Origin of the sequence: Microcella sp. (assembly GCF_033763155.1) — a bacterium.
In the GTDB taxonomy this organism is placed as follows: domain Bacteria; phylum Actinomycetota; class Actinomycetes; order Actinomycetales; family Microbacteriaceae; genus Microcella.
This window is the reverse complement of the sequence record NZ_JANRKZ010000199.1, coordinates 1-15,680: the sequence shown is the minus strand read 5'-3', so window position 1 is coordinate 15,680 and position 15,680 is coordinate 1. Positions and strand designations below refer to the sequence as shown.

Genomic DNA, 15,680 nt, shown 5'->3' with positions numbered 1-15,680 from the left:
GCGGCCCCCATCTCATTCACGATTGCCCTGAACCTGCTGGTGTGGCGTGGCATGCTGCGGTCGCTCAGCCGACGCACACGCGGCCAGGCCATCGCCATCGTGATCGTGGTTGTCATCGCCCTCGCCTTTGCGAGTGTTCTCCTCGTCACGGGCTTGCTGTTCGCGGGCTTCCTCGCGGGCGTCGCCTTTAGCGCGGGCAGCGGGTTCGGAGCGTAGGTGCCCGACGATCTGCGTCTGCCGTCAGAGGATTCAGTACTGTCGTCACATGAGTGACAGCACCTCCGAGATTCCCGCCCCCATCACCGAAACCGCCGGGGACGAGTCACCGGCACCTGCGTCTGCAGCGGCAGACAACTCGCGCATCGAGCGTGCACGGCGCGGGCTGCAGATTGCCGCTCTCGTCACCGGCGTGCTGTCGGTGCTCATCGTGGTGACTCTCGTGGTGCTGGCTTCTTTCGGCTTGGGCACCGCCGACAACCTGCTCGCGGGCGCCGAAGAAGCGCTGACCTACGGCCTCATCTTTGCCTCCCCCATGTTGTTCGTGATTGCGCTGAACCTTCTCACCTGGCGCGCAATGCTGCGCCCGCTCGCGCGCATGCGCGTGGGAGGTCGCGTGGCTGTCATCGTGCTCACGGTCATCGTGCTCGCTCTCATGAGCGTGGTGTTCGTGGCCGGACTGCTGTTTGCGGGCTTCTTCGTCGGAACAATCAGCAGCACGGGCGCGGGCTTCTAGATCACGGTCGGTGGCCTCGCGCTCTCAGCGCGCACCAGCGTGAGGCCCGCTAGCGTGGAGCCCGTGTTACCTCGACGTTCTGCACGCGCCCGCCGGGCATCCGCTGCCCTGATCTCGACAGCGGCCCTCGTGCTGAGCGGATGCGCCGGCACGGTGCCGCTCGACCCGGGCCCCGACGCGAACAACCCCGAGTGCGCCGCGATCTCGGTGCGCGTGCCCGACACCATCAACGACCTCAACCGGCGCTCGACGAACGCGCAAGCCACCGCCGCGTGGGGCGACCCCGCAGCGGTCATTTATCGCTGCGGGCTGCCCGAGCAGGGCCCGAGCGACCTGCCGTGCTTCGATGTCGACGGCGTTGACTGGCTGCTCGACGAATCGAACGCCCCGCGCTACGTCTTCACGACCTACGGCCGCACCCCCGTGACCGAAGTGATCGTCGACATCACCTACGTGGCGGGCGCCGACGCCGTGCGGGCCATCAGTTCGGCCGTATCGGTCGTGGATGCTGATGCCCGGTGCCTCGCGGCCACCGACGTCTTCGGCGGCGGGTCGGTGAGCCCCACGGCCGAGCCCACTCCGACGCCCACGCCGTAGGCGGCCCTAGGCGCGCGGGCCGTCGAGCCCGACGAGCTTGCCCGCGATGCCGCCCGCTGCCCGCAGTGCGGCGCCGCCGCCGAACCCGGCTTGCGGAAACACCACGCGACGATCGCGCGCTTCGGTGAGCGCGTCGAGCAAGACTGTGGCAGCAGGCTGCAGCGGTGCCCACAGGTAGAGCGAGAGGGCCCCGGGGATCGAATTGACCTCGTTGACGAAGAGGTCGCCCGACTTCTCGTCGAGCAGCAGGTCGACGCGCACAATGCTCGTAAGACGCGTGACCTCGGCGACGCGTTCGGCCAACTCGCGAGCCTTCGCGTGAATCGCGTCGGGCACATTGGCCGGAAACTCGCGCGGTGCGCTCATGAAGCCCGCCTCGGCTCCGGCACCCCCCGCGAGGTACTTCTCAGCGTAGGAGTAGAGCGCGCTGCCGGCGTCGCCACGCAGCGGCTTTTCGAGCGGCGTGATTTCGAGCGACGGATAGGTGCGGAAGGCGATGTTGAGGTCGACGAGTTCGGGGCGGTAGGGCTCGACGACCGCGCCCGTGCGCAAGTGAACGCTCGTGGCAGCGAGCGCGCGCGCCGCATCCACATCGTCGGCAATTTCAATGCCGATCGACGATCCGCCGAAGCGCGGCTTGACGATGTAGGGGCCCGCGAAACTCGGCTCGACGATCGTCGACACGGCTTCACGCGGCAGCGAGGGAATGCCCGCGGCGTGCATGAGGCCGCCGAACGCGAGCTTGTCCATGCCGACGGCGCCCGCGAAGAGCGTGGAACCCGTCGAGGGGATGCCCATGAGCGAGAACACCGCAGCAGCGCCGCCGCCTTCGCCGACGCCGCCGTGCAAGCACAGCAGGGCCGCCTCGATCTCGAGGCGCTCGGCACCAAACTTCTTGCGGCGGTAGAGGCCCGGCTCGCCCGAGACGCGGGCTTCGAGCACGACCGAGTCGCGCGGGGCGCCCTCGAGGTAGTCTTTCGCCTCGGTCGCGTCGGGGACGCGGTACCACTCCCCCGTCGGCGACCAGTAGATCGGCACGACACTGTGGCCTGCGGCCGTCAGAACGCGCTCGGCCTGCAGACCCGTCAAAATCGAGATCTCGTGTTCGGGGCTCGGCCCGCCAAAGACGACGGCCCAGGGGGCAGTACCAGCCATGATTCCCTCACGTGATCGATTGCCGCGGCGGTCAGCCCTGAACGGTTCAGTTCTGCCCGGGGCGGCCGATCAGGGGTAGTGGTCGGGCAGATCGTTCTCGTAGAGGATAACGCCCCGGTCACCCGCGGCCTCGACCGCGCGTGCGACGGCGGCGTCACGAAGGTCGACGGGAATCGCGCCGGGAGCACCTGCCGCGGCCGCACTCGCGTAGCCCGCCAGCAACGCGGCGCGGTTGGTGCGCGCGACCGCGAAGAGTAATCCGCCTGCCGCGGCAATGGCCGCGCCGAAGGTGTGGTTGCGCTCGGCCTGCACCGGTCCGAGCTCCACCATGCCGGGCGTGACCACGACGAGCGGCCCTCCGCGTTCGGCGGCAAGGGATGCCGCGCCCTCGAGGGCGCGGAGCGCCCCCACCGGATTCGAGTTGTAGGTGTCGTCGATCACGAGCGCGCCACTCGGAGCCTGCTGCACTTCGGCGCGGTGCTGCGAGCCCGGAAGGTCGGCGAGGCGGGCCGCGATCGTGGCCACCGGAACATCCGCCGCCAGAGCGATCGCCGCGGCGACCGCGACATTGACCGCGTGGCCCGTGTTCGACACCGTCACCGGAACAGGCTCGGCGTCGCGACCAATCACGATGGTGCTTGCTTCGCCGTCCGCTCCGGGCGTCAGCACGACATCGGCCGCTCCACCCGCTAGACAACTGACCGTGACGACGCGCTTGCCCTGTGCCGCACACTGCTCGGCGAGGGCCTCGAGGCGCGGGTCATCGATGGGCAACACGACCGTGCCGGCGCGCTCGGTGATTTCGGCCTTGGCGGTGAAGATGACGTCGGTCGAGCCCATGCGCTGCAAGTGCGCTTCACCGATGACCGTGATCGCGGCGATGTCGGGCGGAAAGTAGGTCGACAATTCCCGAATTTCGCCGGGGCCGAAGATGCCCATCTCGGCGACGAACACCTCGGTTCCCGGAACAAGCTTGTCGTTGACCGCGCGCGAGAGCCCCAGACGGTTGTTGAAGGATGCGGGGCTCGCCACCGTCGTGAACGTCGCGCTCAACAGGTGGGCCACGTAGTTCTTCGTGCTCGTCTTGCCATATGACCCCGTGATGGCGATGACGCGCGGGCGCACCTGCGCGAGTCGCTTTTGCGCCGCCACAACGAACTTCTTCGAGCCCGCCTTTTCGATCGGCGCCGTGATGGCGAGGGCGAGGTCGCTCAGCGGCGCACTCAGCAACAGCGTGAGGGCAACACCGGCAGGGCCAATGAGCAGGAGCAGACCCAGGCCAATCGCAGCGTGCACCACGATCCAGACGAGCAGCAATCGCTTGACCCTGCTCGTCATCGCCAGCTTGGCTGAGCGCCCCCGCACGGGCAGACCCACGGGGAAGAACGCCAGCACGACAACAGCAAAGGTCGTGAGTGCAGCGCAAATGATGTGACCGACGGTGACGTCGTCACCGAGAACGATGAACGGCACCAAGAGCGCCGCGACCGTGCTCGCCGCGGCCGTGAGAAAGACGATGAGCGAAATGACCTCGGTCTGCACCCACAACTGCGCCATGCGCGAAACCGAGCCCGGCACGTAGTGCTCGCGCTGCGCGACGCGCACCCAGCGCGCCGCTATGGGCACGGCGGCCAGGGCGCCGAGCACCGTAACGGCAATGAGCACGGGAACGGGATCGATGGTCATCGGGGGCCCTCCTGCCCATGAGCGGCAACAACACCCAGCAGTTCTTCGCGCACCGCGAGCTCGAGATCGCCCTCGAGCAAGTGGGCGGTGCCGGGCACCACGCGAAAAGGTGATCCAATGCGCTCGGCCGCGACACGACCCGCGTCGGTCGGCGCCGCCGTGTCGTGTTCACCCCACACCAAGCGCAGGGGAACCGTACCCGCAGCGAGCGTCGCGAGGTCGTCGTCGTATGACTCGTTGACGACGCGCACCAGAATGCTGCGCAACACTCCCTGGGCGGCGCGATAGTCGGCTGAGCCGCGCTGGTTGCGCAGGGCATCCATGCGGGCATCGCTCAGCAGGCCGCGCCGGTGTGCCCAGCGAGCCAACCGATAGCTCAGCGGAGGAGCAGCAGGCGCCTGCAGCTTGACGAGGGGCACTCCCGTGAGCACGAGGCCAGCCACGAGCTCGGGGTGGCGCGCGGCCAGGCGCACGGCAACGCGACCGCCAAACGAGTGGCCCACGACAACAACGGGGGCGAACGGTGCAATCGCCTCAGCCACGAGCTCGGCATAGTCGTCGGTGCCCCACGCCGTCTCGGGTGCGGGCGCCGGACCGAAACCAGGCAAGTGGATGCTCACGGCATCCAGCCCTGACAGAATCGTCGCGAAGTCGGTGCCGTCGCGGCCCCAGCCATGCAGGGCAACGACCCGCGGAGGGGTCGACCCGTGCTTCTCAGCCAGAACACGGCCGCCGGCAAGGGAGGTGATCACGAGAGTCAGCCTACCGAGCACGGGTGCGCTACTCCGCCTGCGGCTCGGCAGTGCCCGTTACTCCGCCTGCGACTCGGCGGCGCCCGTTACTCCGCCTGCGGCTCGTCGGAGTCCGTGGCGAGGTGCGGAGCGAGTTCGCGCGGGTCGAGGGTGCCCTCGAGCACCTGAGCCACTTGCGCGACGATCGGCATCGACACGCCCCGTGTCTCGGCTAGTTCGAGAATCGGGCCGACCGAGGCCAACCCCTCGGCCGTCTGGTTCATCTGCGCGATCACTTGTTCGAAGCCGTAGCCCTGACCCAGCAAACGACCAGCGGTGTTGTTGCGCGAGAGAGGCGACTCGCACGTGGCGATGAGGTCGCCCAGGCCCGCGAGCCCAATCATGGTTTCAGGGCGAGCGCCGAATGCCACGGCGAACGCGCTGAGCTCGACGAGACCGCGCGTGATGATCGAGGCCTTGGTGTTCTCTCCGTAACCCACGCCATCAGCGATGCCCACGGCCACCGCGATCAGGTTCTTGAGCACGCCGCCGAACTCGGTGCCGATGACATCGGTGTTGACGAACGAGCGGAAGTAGTCGTTCGACGAGACGCTCGCGACGGCCACAGCGGTCTCGTGGCTCTCGCTCGCAACCACGGCGGCGGTCGGCTCGCGCTTGGCAATCTCGAGCGCGAGGTTGGGGCCGCTGACCACCGCAATGCGGTGCCGCTCAACCCTCAGCTCTTGCTCGATGACCTCGCTCATGCGCAGGCCTGTTCCGCGCTCGACACCCTTCATGAGGCTGACAACGGGAACATCGGGCGGAAGAATGTCGCGAATCGATGCGAGGTTGCTGCGCAGGCTCTGGCTCGGCACCGAGAGGTAGACCTGCTCGGCGCCCGCGAGCACGTGCTCGAGCGAATCGTGGCCGCGCAGGTTGCGCGGCAGGTTGATGCCCGGCAGGTAGCCCGAGTTGCGGTGGGTTTCGGTGATCGCGTGTGCCACTGCGCGCCGGCGCGCCCAGATGAGCACGTCGGCTCCGCCATCGGCGAGCACCTTCGCGAACGTGGTGCCCCACGAGCCGGCGCCGAGCACGGCCACGCGCGGGGCCGTGTGGTCGGCATCCGGAGACGGCAACCGCACCGCTTCTGTCAGCGACGGATGCTCGCTCACAGTCGGCCCGTCTCGCTCTGGCCGTGGTCGGCCGGGTTCCAGCGCTCGGCGGGCGGGGTTTCTCCGCGCAAATCGCCCAACAGCGCCGCGATGGCCGCCATGACGCGGTCGGTGCCCTCGGCAAGTGTGGCCTGGTCAAGAGGCCGACCAGCGAGGTCGCTCAAGTCAACGGGGTCACCGATCTTGCACGTGACGGTCTTGCGCGGAAAGAAGCTGATCTTCTTCGAATAGCGCGCCATGATGTGCTGGGTTCCCCAGTGGGCAGCAGGAATGATGGGCACGCCCACCTGCAAAGCCATGCGCACGGCACCGGTCTTGCCGCGCATGGGCCACAGGTCGGGGTCGCGCGTGAGGCTGCCCTCGGGGTAGATGATCACGGCGAGTTCGTTATCGACGAGCTGCTGAGCGGCCTTGAGCGGAGCATCCAACCGCCCCCGCCCCTCACGCTCAACGGGAATCTGCCCCGACCAGCGCAAGATCGCACCCAGCACCGGAATCTTAAAGACACTGGCTTTGGCCAAGAACCGCGGCACGCGCCCGAGCTTCCACATGAAGCGCCCCATGATGACGGGGTCGATCTCACTGAAGTGGTTCGGCGCCAGAATGAACGCGCCCGTCTTGGGCAGCTTCTCTCCGTCGATCACGGGATACCGCGCCATGAGCGTCAAGATCGGCAAGAGCGTCGCCGCGATGAGATGCCAGCCGAAGGTCTTCTCGGGTCGGCGCGTGGGCGTCTTTGCAGTTTCAGGCACGGCTAAAGGGTAGTGCGTGAGTCGGTTTAGACCAGTTCGAAGTCAGCGCCGAGTGCCGTGAGCTTGTCGATGAAGAGCTCGTAGCCACGGCTAATGATGCCCACATTGCTAATGGTCGACGTTCCCGTGGCCGCGAGGCCCGCGATGAGGTGGCTGAAACCACCGCGCAAGTCGGGCACACGAACGGATGCGCCGTGCAGAGGCGTCGGCCCCGTGATGACCGCGGCCTGCTCGAGCGGGCGGCGCGGTACGCGGCGCGTGATCGAGGCGAGGCCCGACTGGTGCACCACGATGTGAGCGCCCATCTCGTTGAGCGCCTCGGTGAAGCCGAAGCGGTTCTCATAGACGGTCTCATGCACGACCGACTCGCCCTCGGCCTGCGTAAGGGCGACGATGAGCGGCTGTTGCCAGTCGGTCATGAAGCCGGGGTGCACATCGGTCTCGATCATGACGGGCTTGAGCGGCGTGCCGGGGTGCCAGAACCGAATGCCATCTTCGAGCACCTCAAACTCGCCGCCGACCTTGCGGTAGACGTTGAGAAAGGTCATGAGCTCTTGCTGCTTCGCCCCGCCGACGGTGATGTCACCCTGCGTGGCGAGTGCCGCGGCGGCCCAACTGGCCACCTCGTTGCGGTCGAAGATTGCCGTGTGCTGGTAGCCGCGCAGCGTCTCGACACCTTCGATGACGATGACGCGGTTGGGCTCGACCGAGATGATCGCGCCCATCTTCTGCAAGATCGCGATGAGGTCCATGATCTCGGGCTCGATCGCGGCATTCTTGAGTTCGGTTGTGCCCTCGGCACGCACGGCGGTAAGCAACACCTGCTCGGTCGCCCCCACACTCGGAAAGGGCAGCTCGATGAGCGCGCCCTTGAGCTTCTGGGGTGCTGTGAGGTGGATGCCCTCGTGACGCTTGTCGACGATCGCCCCGAATGCGCGCAACGCGTTGAGGTGAAAGTCGATCGGCCGGTCACCGATTCGGCAACCCCCGAGGTCAGGAATGAACGCTTCGCCGAGCTGGTGCAGCAGGGGGCCGCAGAACAAGATCGGGATGCGGCTCGACCCCGCGTGTGCATCGATCTCGGCAAAGTGCGCGCCGACAACGTTGCTCGGGTCAAGCTTCAGAACTCCGGGGCCTTCAGAAGTGATCTCGACACCGTGTGCCCGCAAGAGCCCGCTCACCACGTGCACGTCGCTGATCTCGGGCACGCCCTTGAGCACGCTCGGGGTATCGGCGAGCAAGGCCGCGACCATCGCCTTCGTCACGAGGTTCTTCGCTCCGCGCACCTCGACACGCCCGCGCAACGGCTTGCCGCCGTGGATGACGATCGTGTCAGAGGTGAGGCCGACGCGCGCAGCGGCCTTTAGGGAGTCTTTCGAGAGCGAATTCATGTGACCTCAGATGGTGTCGGTCGGCCCTCAGCGGGCAGGAAGGGTGGTGGGGCGCCAGCTTTCGCGGCGCGCTTCGAAGTCGGTAATGGCCTGTTCGTCGCGCAGCGTGAGGCCGATGTCGTCGAGGCCCTCGAGCAAGCGCCAGCGCGTGTAGTCGTCAATCTCGAACGGCACCGTGATATTCCCGACGGTCACCGTGCGCTCGACAAGGTCGACCGTCGCTTCCATACCGGGCGTGGCCTCGAGCTCGGCCCACAGTGATTCGACGGTCGCCTCATCGACGACACCCACGAGCAACCCCTGCTTGCCGGCGTTGCCGCGGAAAATGTCGGCGAACTTCGGGCTAATCACCGCGGCGAAGCCAAAGTCGCGCAGGGCCCACACGGCGTGCTCACGGCTCGATCCCGTGCCGAAGTCGGGGCCCGCAATGAGGATGCGCGGGTTCGCGTATTCGGGCTGGTTGAGGATGAACTCGGGGTCTTGCCGCCACGCCGAGAACAGGGCGTCGTCATAGCCCGTCTTCGTCACGCGCTTCAAGAAGACCGCGGGGATGATCTGGTCGGTGTCGACATTGCTGCGGCGAAACGGAACCGCGACACCCGTAATGGTGCTGACTTTCTGCATGATCTAGACCGTCGCCCCTTCGATCGTCGAGAACCGCGGATCAACCTCGATGCCGTCGGCGATGAGGTCGCTCACGCTCGAAAGCGTTCCGCGAATCGCCGTGGATGCGGCTACGAGAGGTGACACGAGGTGTGTGCGCCCACCCTTGCCCTGGCGCCCCTCGAAGTTTCGGTTGCTTGTTGAGGCACATCGCTGACCGGGCTGCAGCTGGTCGGGGTTCATGCCCAAGCACATCGAGCATCCGGCAAAGCGCCATTCGGCACCGAAGGCTTCGACAATCTTGTCGATGCCCTCGGCCTCGGCTTCGAGTCGCACGCGAGCCGAACCCGGCACGACGATGACGTCAACGCCATCGGCCTTCTTCTGCCCCTTGATGATCGAGGCGAACGCGCGCAAGTCGTCGATCCGACTGTTGGTGCACGAGCCCATGAACACCACGTCGACGGGAATCTGCTTCATGGGCGTTCCGGGCTGCAGATCCATGTATTCGAGCGCGCGCTCAGCAGCAGCACGCTCGTTCGCGTCGATGATCGTCGAGGGGTCGGGCACCGCCTGGCTGAGCGAAATGCCCTGGCCGGGGTTCGTGCCCCAGGTGACAAACGGCTCGAGCTCGTTGGCGTCGAGAAAGACTTCGGCGTCGAAGACGGCGTCGTCATCGGTCGCGAGCGTGTTCCAGTAGGCGACCGCGGCATCCCAATCGGCGCCCTGCGGCGCGTGCGGCCGACCTTTCAGGTAGGCGTAGGTCGTCTCGTCGGGGGCGACCATGCCGGCGCGCGCGCCCGCCTCGATCGACATGTTGCAGATGGTCATGCGGCCATCCATCGACAGCGAACGGATGGCCGAGCCACGGTATTCGAGCACATAGCCCTGGCCGCCGCCCGTGCCGATCTTGGCGATGACCGCGAGAATGATGTCTTTCGCGGTCACGCCCGGCTTGAGCTCGCCCTCGACCGTGATGGCCATGGTCTTGAACGGCTGCAGGGGCAGCGTCTGCGTCGCGAGCACGTGCTCAACTTCGCTCGTGCCGATGCCGAACGCCATGGCGCCGAACGCACCGTGCGTGCTCGTGTGCGAGTCGCCACACACAACCGTGATGCCCGGCTGGGTCAGGCCCAGTTGCGGGCCGACGACGTGCACGATGCCCTGCTCGATGTCGCCGAGCGAGTGCAGGCGGATCCCGAACTCTTTCGCGTTCGCGCGCAGGGTCTCGATCTGCTTGCGGCTCGTCGGCTCGGCGATGGGCTTGTCGATCGCCAGCGTCGGGGTGTTGTGGTCTTCCGTTGCGATCGTCAGATCGGGGCGGCGCACGGGCCGGCCGGCCATGCGCAGGCCGTCGAAGGCCTGCGGGCTCGTGACCTCGTGCACGAGGTGCAGGTCGATGTAGAGCAGATCGGGCTCGCCGTTCTCGCCCTTGGCGACGAGGTGGGCATCCCAAACCTTTTCGGCCAGGGTGCGCGGGCGGTGTTCTGACGTTTCGTTCATGCGGGGGAAATCACCCTTCTAACAAGGAAAGCGAAGCGGCCGCGCCAGAACTCCGCGACGAGGATGCGACCTGGGGTGATCAGGACTCGTCGCGGCGACGAAGAAGAAGCCACTCGCGCTGCATGCCGTTCAGGCTATCACTGGGCGGCAGGCGGGCCCGAAGGCACCTGCTCCTCGTCGTCATCGGCCGGCGCGGAGAGAGCCGTCGGCAGGTAGCGCTGCTCGATGCGGAGCTTGATGAGGCTTGCGGCGACCGCAAGCGCCATGGCGCCGATGATCACGCCGAGTGAGGTCCAGGTGTCGATGTCGGGAACCCACTCGATGTGCTGGCCGCCGTTGATGAAAGGCAACTCGTTTTCATGCATCGCGTGGAAGACGAGCTTCACGCCGATAAAGGCGAGGATGAACGCGATGCCGTATTTGAGGTACTCGAGCTTGTCGACCAGGTGGCCGAGCAAGAAGTAGAGCTGCCGCAGGCCCATGAGGGCAAAGACATTGGCCGTGAACACGATGAACGGGCTCTGCGTAATGCCGAAGATGGCGGGGATCGAGTCGAGGGCGAAGATCAGGTCGGTCGTGCCGATGGCGATGAGCACGATAAGCAGGGGCGTGAAGACCTTCTTGCCGTCGACGACCGTGCGAATCTTCATGCCGTGGTAGTCGTCGGTGATCGCGATGCGCTTGCGCAGGAACCGGATGAGTGCGTTCTCGCGCGCCTCGTCGTCTTCGCGGCCGGAGAAGGCTTGCTGCGCTGCCGTGATGAGCAAGAAAAGGCCGAAGAGGTAGAAGATCCAACTGAAGTTTTCGATGAGCGTGGCGCCCAAAAGAATGAAGATGCCGCGGAACAGTAGCGCCAAGATGATGCCGATCATCAGCACCTCTTGCTGCATCTTCTTGGGCACCGCGAACTGAGCCATGATGATGACAAACACGAAGAGGTTGTCGATCGACAGGCTGTATTCGGTCAGCCACCCCGCGATGAACTCACCGCCCGCGTTCGGCCCCGCAACCGCGAACATCAGACCGGCGAAGACGAGCGCGAGCGCGACGTAGAAGCCCACCCACAGTGCCGACTCTCGCGGGCTGGGTACGTGGGGCCGACGCACGACGAGCAGCAGGTCGAAGATCAGAATGAGGCTCAGCACGATCAACGACGTGATCTCGAACCACGCAGGAATGACGAAGTCGCTCACGGCGGCCTTTCGGTGAAGGGGTCAGCGGGTTAGCCTACCGCCCGCCGCCGATCACTCCTTTTCGAGCGTCAACGTCCAGGTGAAATCGCCCTGCTCGCCGTTGAGGTCGATTGAGGTTGCGTCGCGCGTGTAGGGGCCCGTGAGCGTCGCGACACCGGTCTCAAACGCGATCGCGATGGCAATCTGACCGTTCTCAACCGTCCAACGGTCGGTGTCATCGTCGTAGACGCCGTCGTTGAAGGTCAGGCCAACGCCGCCGCCCTGCTGAAACTCGATACCCCACTGGTCACCGTCAGAGTCGGTGCCCGACCACGTCGTGCCGACCAGCTCTTCGCCCGTCGAGGGGTTGAGCACTTCTGACACCTGGGCACATCCCGATGAGCCCACGATCAGGGCGAGGGCCAGAGTTGCCGTGGCAAGCATGCGCAGTCGAGTCATGACCCCAGCGTAGTGAGTCGACGCGGCTCGCAGTCGCCCGTTAACCAACGAAACCGCCCAGATGATTCTGGGCGGTTTCGGTTGTGACCCCAGCGGGATTCGAACCCGCGTTACCGCCGTGAGAGGGCGGCGTACTAGGCCGCTATACGATGGGGCCGCGTTCGCAACCACACGAGTATGCCACAGCGCGCACACCCCGGCAAAACGAGGGCCGCCGCTGGGCCGCGGGCCGTCGTCGGGGGTTAGGCGAGCACGCGCAGGCCGCCCGCATCCACGTCGATATCAACCGGCAGAGGCGCGATGCGCTCGCCATCGGCATAGGCGACGACTCCCTCGGCCTCGACGCGCACCGATGCCGCGCGGTGCACGACAACGCGGGGGTCGGTGATGTGGGTTCCGGCGAAAACACGCGGGTAGATGCGCAAGAAGGCGAGGCGACCCAGCGGGCGCACGAACACGACGTCGAAGAGACCGTCGTCAAGTTGTGCGTCGGGGGCGACCTTCATGCCGCCGCCGAACGAGAGGTTGTTGGCGACCGCCACGAGCAGCGCCCGCTCGCGATGCACGACGCCATCGAGGGTCAGCGTGTATTCGATGGGCCGCAGCTTGGCGAGCTCAACGAGCAGAGCGATCGTGTAGCGGCTGCGGCCGCGCGGGCGGCGCATGCGGTTGGCGCGCTCATTGACAAGAGCATCGAACCCCGCCGAGAGGATGCACGCGAATCGCGCCCGCCCCTCCGCAAAGCCAATCGCGCCCGCGTCGATCACTCGCGGCGACCGCTGCAGGGCGTCAACGAGCGACTCGATGGCGGCTTCGGTATCGCCGATGGGGATTCCCAGCCCCCGCGCCATGTCATTGCCCGTGCCGCTCGGCACGAGGCCGAGGGGAACGCGCGAACCCTCGAGTGCGAGCACGCCGAGGTTGACCATGCCGTCGCCACCGACGACAACGAGGGCGTCAGGCTTGGTGCGCACGGCCTCGCGTGTAGCGTCGAGAAGCTGCGCGAAGTCGGGTTCGATGAGGCTCGTCACGTCGTGACCGAGGCCTCGCAAGGTGGTGACAACGGCGGGCCCCACCTCCCGGCCCCGGCCGAACGAGGCGTTGGGGTTGATGGCGACGACGATGCGCTTCGACGACGATGTCATGGGGTGATTATGACCGGGTTTCAGCTGCCGCGGTTCTGCTGCAGCTCGTAGACCGCGATGAGCTCGGCCATGGCCTTCTCGCGTTCGTCGCCACCGGCATCGAACATGTCGGTCACGTGCGTGCGCAAGTGGTTCTCGACAAGCAGCTTGTTGAGGCTGCGCAGGCTCTTCTGCACGGCGAGCGACTGGGTGATGATGTCGACGCAGTACTCGTCGTTTTCGATCATCTTCTCGATGCCGCGCAGTTGACCCTGCAAGATTCGCGAGCGGTGCAAGGCCCGCTTCTTGATGTCGTCGATCATCCCGTCAAAATACCCCCCGGGGGTATTTTGGTCAAGGCCATCGCTCGCAGTCGCTGACTACAGTGTGCCCATGATCATCACGAAGCGCGAGCACGCCTGTCTGGTCGTCGAGCACGAGGGCTCAACGCTCGTCATCGACCCGGGCGGCTACACAGCGGCTTTCGAGGTCACCAACCTCTCGGCGATCGTCGTGACCCACGAGCACGGCGACCACGTGACGCGCGAACACCTCGATCGTCTGCTGGCCGCGGCGCCCGGTGCCGTCGAGTTGTTCGCGCCGGCCGGAGTCGCCGCCACGCATCCTGACTACCACTGGCAGATTGTTGGAGACGGCGACGCTCGGGCAGCCGGGCCGTTCTCGCTCTCCTTCTCGGGAGGAAAGCACGCCGAGATTCACCGCTCGATCCCTCTCGTCGACAACGTGGGTGTCTTCGTCAACGAGACGCTCTACTACCCGGGTGACTCGTACACCGTGCCGCCCCATGCGGTGCCGGTGCTCGCTGTTCCGGCGAGCGCACCGTGGTTGAAGATCGGCGAGGTCATGGACTACCTCGATGCCGTGCGACCGGCGCGAGCGTTTCCGACTCACGAGCGCGTCAATTCTGATGCGGGCAACGCCATGGCGAATGCCCGTATCACCGCGGTCGTCGAGTCGCACGGCGGCAGTGTCACGGTGCTGCAGCCGGGCGACTCGATCGACGTGGGCTAAAGCGCGACTAGCTGCTCGACGCGCCGCCCGCGTTCACGCCCGCGGCGGCGACCGGCGTGCGACCGCGCCGCGATCCCGCGGCGAACACCGCGAGCGCTGCGGCGAGGGATGCCGCGGCAATGGTGGCCGCGATGATCAGCGTGAGGGCATCCGGAGCCACAATCGACTGGCCCCGCAAGGCCTGCATCGTGACGAGGCCGACGACGGCGAGGTAGGCACCCGCACCGGTGAGCACGAGCCCCCGGCGCACGAGGGCGTCTCGCAGCAGCGGCACGCGGCGCGCACCGATTTCGAGCAGCAGCGCGAGCAACGGCAAAGCCTGCAGGGCGTGCATGCCGATGAAGTGCGGAATGCGCAGGTCGCCCGCGATTGTGCTCCAGCCCAACAGGGGCAAGCCCGGGCCGCCGTCGGCCGAGCCGACCGTGTGGGCGCCCGCGATGCCCTGCCAGTCGTTGAGCTGATCGGCTGTCGGCCCCGTCATGAGAAAAGCGAGCCCCATACCGAGCAACGAGATCGCCACACCCGTGCGAATAGCCGCTTGACGGGCGGGGTCAGCACCCGGGTTGCGCCACAGCGCGACTCCAGCGACAAAAGTGGCGATCCACAGAGTCGTGATCGCGGCGGCCATGATCGACCACAACGTCGTTGCGAGGGGCGTGCTGACGTTGAAGTGACTCGTGATGCCCGCCACGGCGGCGCCCGTGATGATCACGAGTTCGATCGCGAGCGTGACGGTGATGATGGTGCCCGCCCACCACGCCGCACGCGTCCACCGCGTGAAGTGCCCGATGATCCAGGCCCACGTCACGGCATAGATCGTGCCCGAAATGGCGAACTTGAGGGGCTTCTCCCACAGGTTGACGCCGAGCACTTCGCGGTCGTCAACGAGCCACCCGATGACCGTGACAAGGGTGAGCACCGCGAGCAGAGCGCCCAAGACCAGCAGGGGGCGGTGCCACCGGCTCGGCGGCAGGTCGAGTCGCCAGTCGGCGGCGGCAGGAGCGGGAGTTGTCGTGGTCATCAGCAGTCCTCGGGGTCGATGAGGTCACCAGGGGCAGGAGTGCCCTCTGGCAGGGGGAACCGGCGGAATGATTCCGCCTCTTGAGCGATACGACGCAGCCCCGCGAAGAGCGCGTCGCCGAGAACGGTGCCGACAACGACCACGCTGGTCATCTGGGCTTCGTCATGGGCGAATGCCACGGCCGCAAGGTCGGCGGCGGCAACGAGGTCGGCGGCCTCGGCATACTGCTCGAGCACCGACTCGGTGATGAGGTCGACGCCGAGCGCCGCGTAGGTGTCGATCACGCGGGCTGCCATGGCGAGTCCGGGGTTGTTGCGATACACACCCCACCCTCGACGGGCACAGAGCTGGGCGACGCGAGCAGCACCGTCTCCCCCGCCGGTCGTCGGCGGGGCCGGCTGGGTCACCGCGCGCTGGGCAATGCCAAACGTCGAGCTCAGCGGCACCGAGTCGTCGTCGAGCGCGCCGACGACCGCGGCGGCTTGCGCCACGCTCAATCCCCCCACGTCGAGCAGTGCCCGCACGAGACGAACACGCTCCACGTGGGAG

General features: G+C 66.6%; 18 protein-coding genes and 1 tRNA gene. 4 read left to right on the top strand and 15 right to left on the bottom strand.

Annotated features, from left to right (window positions below; genetic code table 11):
• The 3 genes from SFU54_RS08505 to SFU54_RS08495 all read left to right on the top strand — a co-directional run.
• The coding region (locus SFU54_RS08505) for a hypothetical protein (RefSeq protein WP_319015849.1) at positions 1-216 on the top strand (216 nt) is incomplete at its 5' end.
• Between the two features lie 49 nt (positions 217-265).
• Entirely contained in the window at positions 266-733 is a 468-nt protein-coding gene (locus SFU54_RS08500; protein ID WP_319015848.1) for a hypothetical protein, read from the top strand.
• A gap of 63 nt (positions 734-796) precedes the next feature.
• Complete coding sequence (locus SFU54_RS08495; RefSeq protein WP_319015847.1) at positions 797-1,330, top strand: DUF3515 family protein; 534 nt, start codon at positions 797-799, stop codon at positions 1,328-1,330.
• Positions 1,331-1,336: 6 nt separating this feature from the next.
• Here the strand turns inward: SFU54_RS08495 and SFU54_RS08490 are convergent, their stop codons facing one another.
• The 13 genes from SFU54_RS08490 to SFU54_RS08430 all read right to left on the bottom strand — a co-directional run bounded on the left by SFU54_RS08490 (position 1,337) and on the right by SFU54_RS08430 (position 13,401).
• Positions 1,337-2,485, bottom strand: a complete 1,149-nt coding sequence (locus SFU54_RS08490; protein WP_319015846.1) for a hypothetical protein — start codon at positions 2,483-2,485, stop codon at positions 1,337-1,339.
• 69 nt (positions 2,486-2,554) lie between these two features.
• Positions 2,555-4,171 (bottom strand): Mur ligase family protein, encoded by a 1,617-nt coding sequence (locus SFU54_RS08485; RefSeq protein ID WP_319015845.1) that lies wholly within the window; start codon positions 4,169-4,171, stop codon positions 2,555-2,557.
• Positions 4,168-4,923: an alpha/beta fold hydrolase gene (locus tag SFU54_RS08480; RefSeq protein WP_319015844.1), complete on the bottom strand. Its 756-nt coding sequence runs from the start codon at positions 4,921-4,923 to the stop codon at positions 4,168-4,170. The genes SFU54_RS08485 and SFU54_RS08480 overlap by 4 nt, the downstream gene beginning before the upstream one ends.
• Positions 4,924-5,009: 86 nt before the next feature.
• Positions 5,010-6,074, bottom strand: coding sequence for an NAD(P)H-dependent glycerol-3-phosphate dehydrogenase (locus SFU54_RS08475; protein WP_413466590.1), 1,065 nt, complete (start codon positions 6,072-6,074; stop codon positions 5,010-5,012).
• The gene (locus SFU54_RS08470; RefSeq protein ID WP_319015843.1) at positions 6,071-6,826 is read right to left on the bottom strand and encodes a lysophospholipid acyltransferase family protein; all 756 of its coding nucleotides are present in this window, start codon (positions 6,824-6,826) and stop codon (positions 6,071-6,073) included. The genes SFU54_RS08475 and SFU54_RS08470 overlap by 4 nt, the downstream gene beginning before the upstream one ends.
• Positions 6,827-6,852: 26 nt before the next feature.
• Positions 6,853-8,217 (bottom strand): UDP-N-acetylglucosamine 1-carboxyvinyltransferase, encoded by a 1,365-nt coding sequence (gene murA / locus SFU54_RS08465; protein WP_319015842.1) that lies wholly within the window; start codon positions 8,215-8,217, stop codon positions 6,853-6,855.
• Positions 8,218-8,244: 27 nt separating this feature from the next.
• Positions 8,245-8,841 (bottom strand): 3-isopropylmalate dehydratase small subunit, encoded by a 597-nt coding sequence (gene leuD, locus SFU54_RS08460; protein WP_319015841.1) that lies wholly within the window; start codon positions 8,839-8,841, stop codon positions 8,245-8,247.
• Between the two features lie 3 nt (positions 8,842-8,844).
• On the bottom strand, positions 8,845-10,323 hold the full coding sequence (gene leuC, locus SFU54_RS08455) for a 3-isopropylmalate dehydratase large subunit (protein ID WP_319015840.1): 1,479 nt from the start codon (positions 10,321-10,323) through the stop codon (positions 8,845-8,847).
• A 137-nt stretch (positions 10,324-10,460) separates the two neighbouring features.
• Positions 10,461-11,516: a TerC family protein gene (locus SFU54_RS08450; protein ID WP_319015839.1), complete on the bottom strand. Its 1,056-nt coding sequence runs from the start codon at positions 11,514-11,516 to the stop codon at positions 10,461-10,463.
• 51 nt (positions 11,517-11,567) lie between these two features.
• Positions 11,568-11,954: a hypothetical protein gene (locus SFU54_RS08445; RefSeq protein WP_319015838.1), complete on the bottom strand. Its 387-nt coding sequence runs from the start codon at positions 11,952-11,954 to the stop codon at positions 11,568-11,570.
• 84 nt (positions 11,955-12,038) lie between these two features.
• Positions 12,039-12,111, bottom strand: a tRNA-Glu gene (locus SFU54_RS08440).
• A gap of 85 nt (positions 12,112-12,196) precedes the next feature.
• The gene (locus tag SFU54_RS08435) at positions 12,197-13,099 is read right to left on the bottom strand and encodes a diacylglycerol/lipid kinase family protein (protein ID WP_319015837.1); all 903 of its coding nucleotides are present in this window, start codon (positions 13,097-13,099) and stop codon (positions 12,197-12,199) included.
• A gap of 20 nt (positions 13,100-13,119) precedes the next feature.
• Positions 13,120-13,401, bottom strand: a complete 282-nt coding sequence (locus tag SFU54_RS08430) for a metal-sensitive transcriptional regulator (RefSeq protein WP_319015836.1) — start codon at positions 13,399-13,401, stop codon at positions 13,120-13,122.
• 70 nt (positions 13,402-13,471) lie between these two features.
• On the opposite strand from SFU54_RS08430, the gene SFU54_RS08425 reads away from it, so the two are divergent.
• On the top strand, positions 13,472-14,110 hold the full coding sequence (locus SFU54_RS08425; RefSeq protein WP_319015835.1) for an MBL fold metallo-hydrolase: 639 nt from the start codon (positions 13,472-13,474) through the stop codon (positions 14,108-14,110).
• Between the two features lie 7 nt (positions 14,111-14,117).
• Here SFU54_RS08425 and SFU54_RS08420 read toward each other — a convergent pair whose 3' ends face one another.
• Positions 14,118-15,131: a hypothetical protein gene (locus SFU54_RS08420; protein WP_319015834.1), complete on the bottom strand. Its 1,014-nt coding sequence runs from the start codon at positions 15,129-15,131 to the stop codon at positions 14,118-14,120.
• A partial coding sequence (locus SFU54_RS08415; protein WP_319015833.1) for a MerR family transcriptional regulator occupies positions 15,131-15,680 on the bottom strand: 550 nt, incomplete at its 5' end. The genes SFU54_RS08420 and SFU54_RS08415, both read right to left, overlap by 1 nt.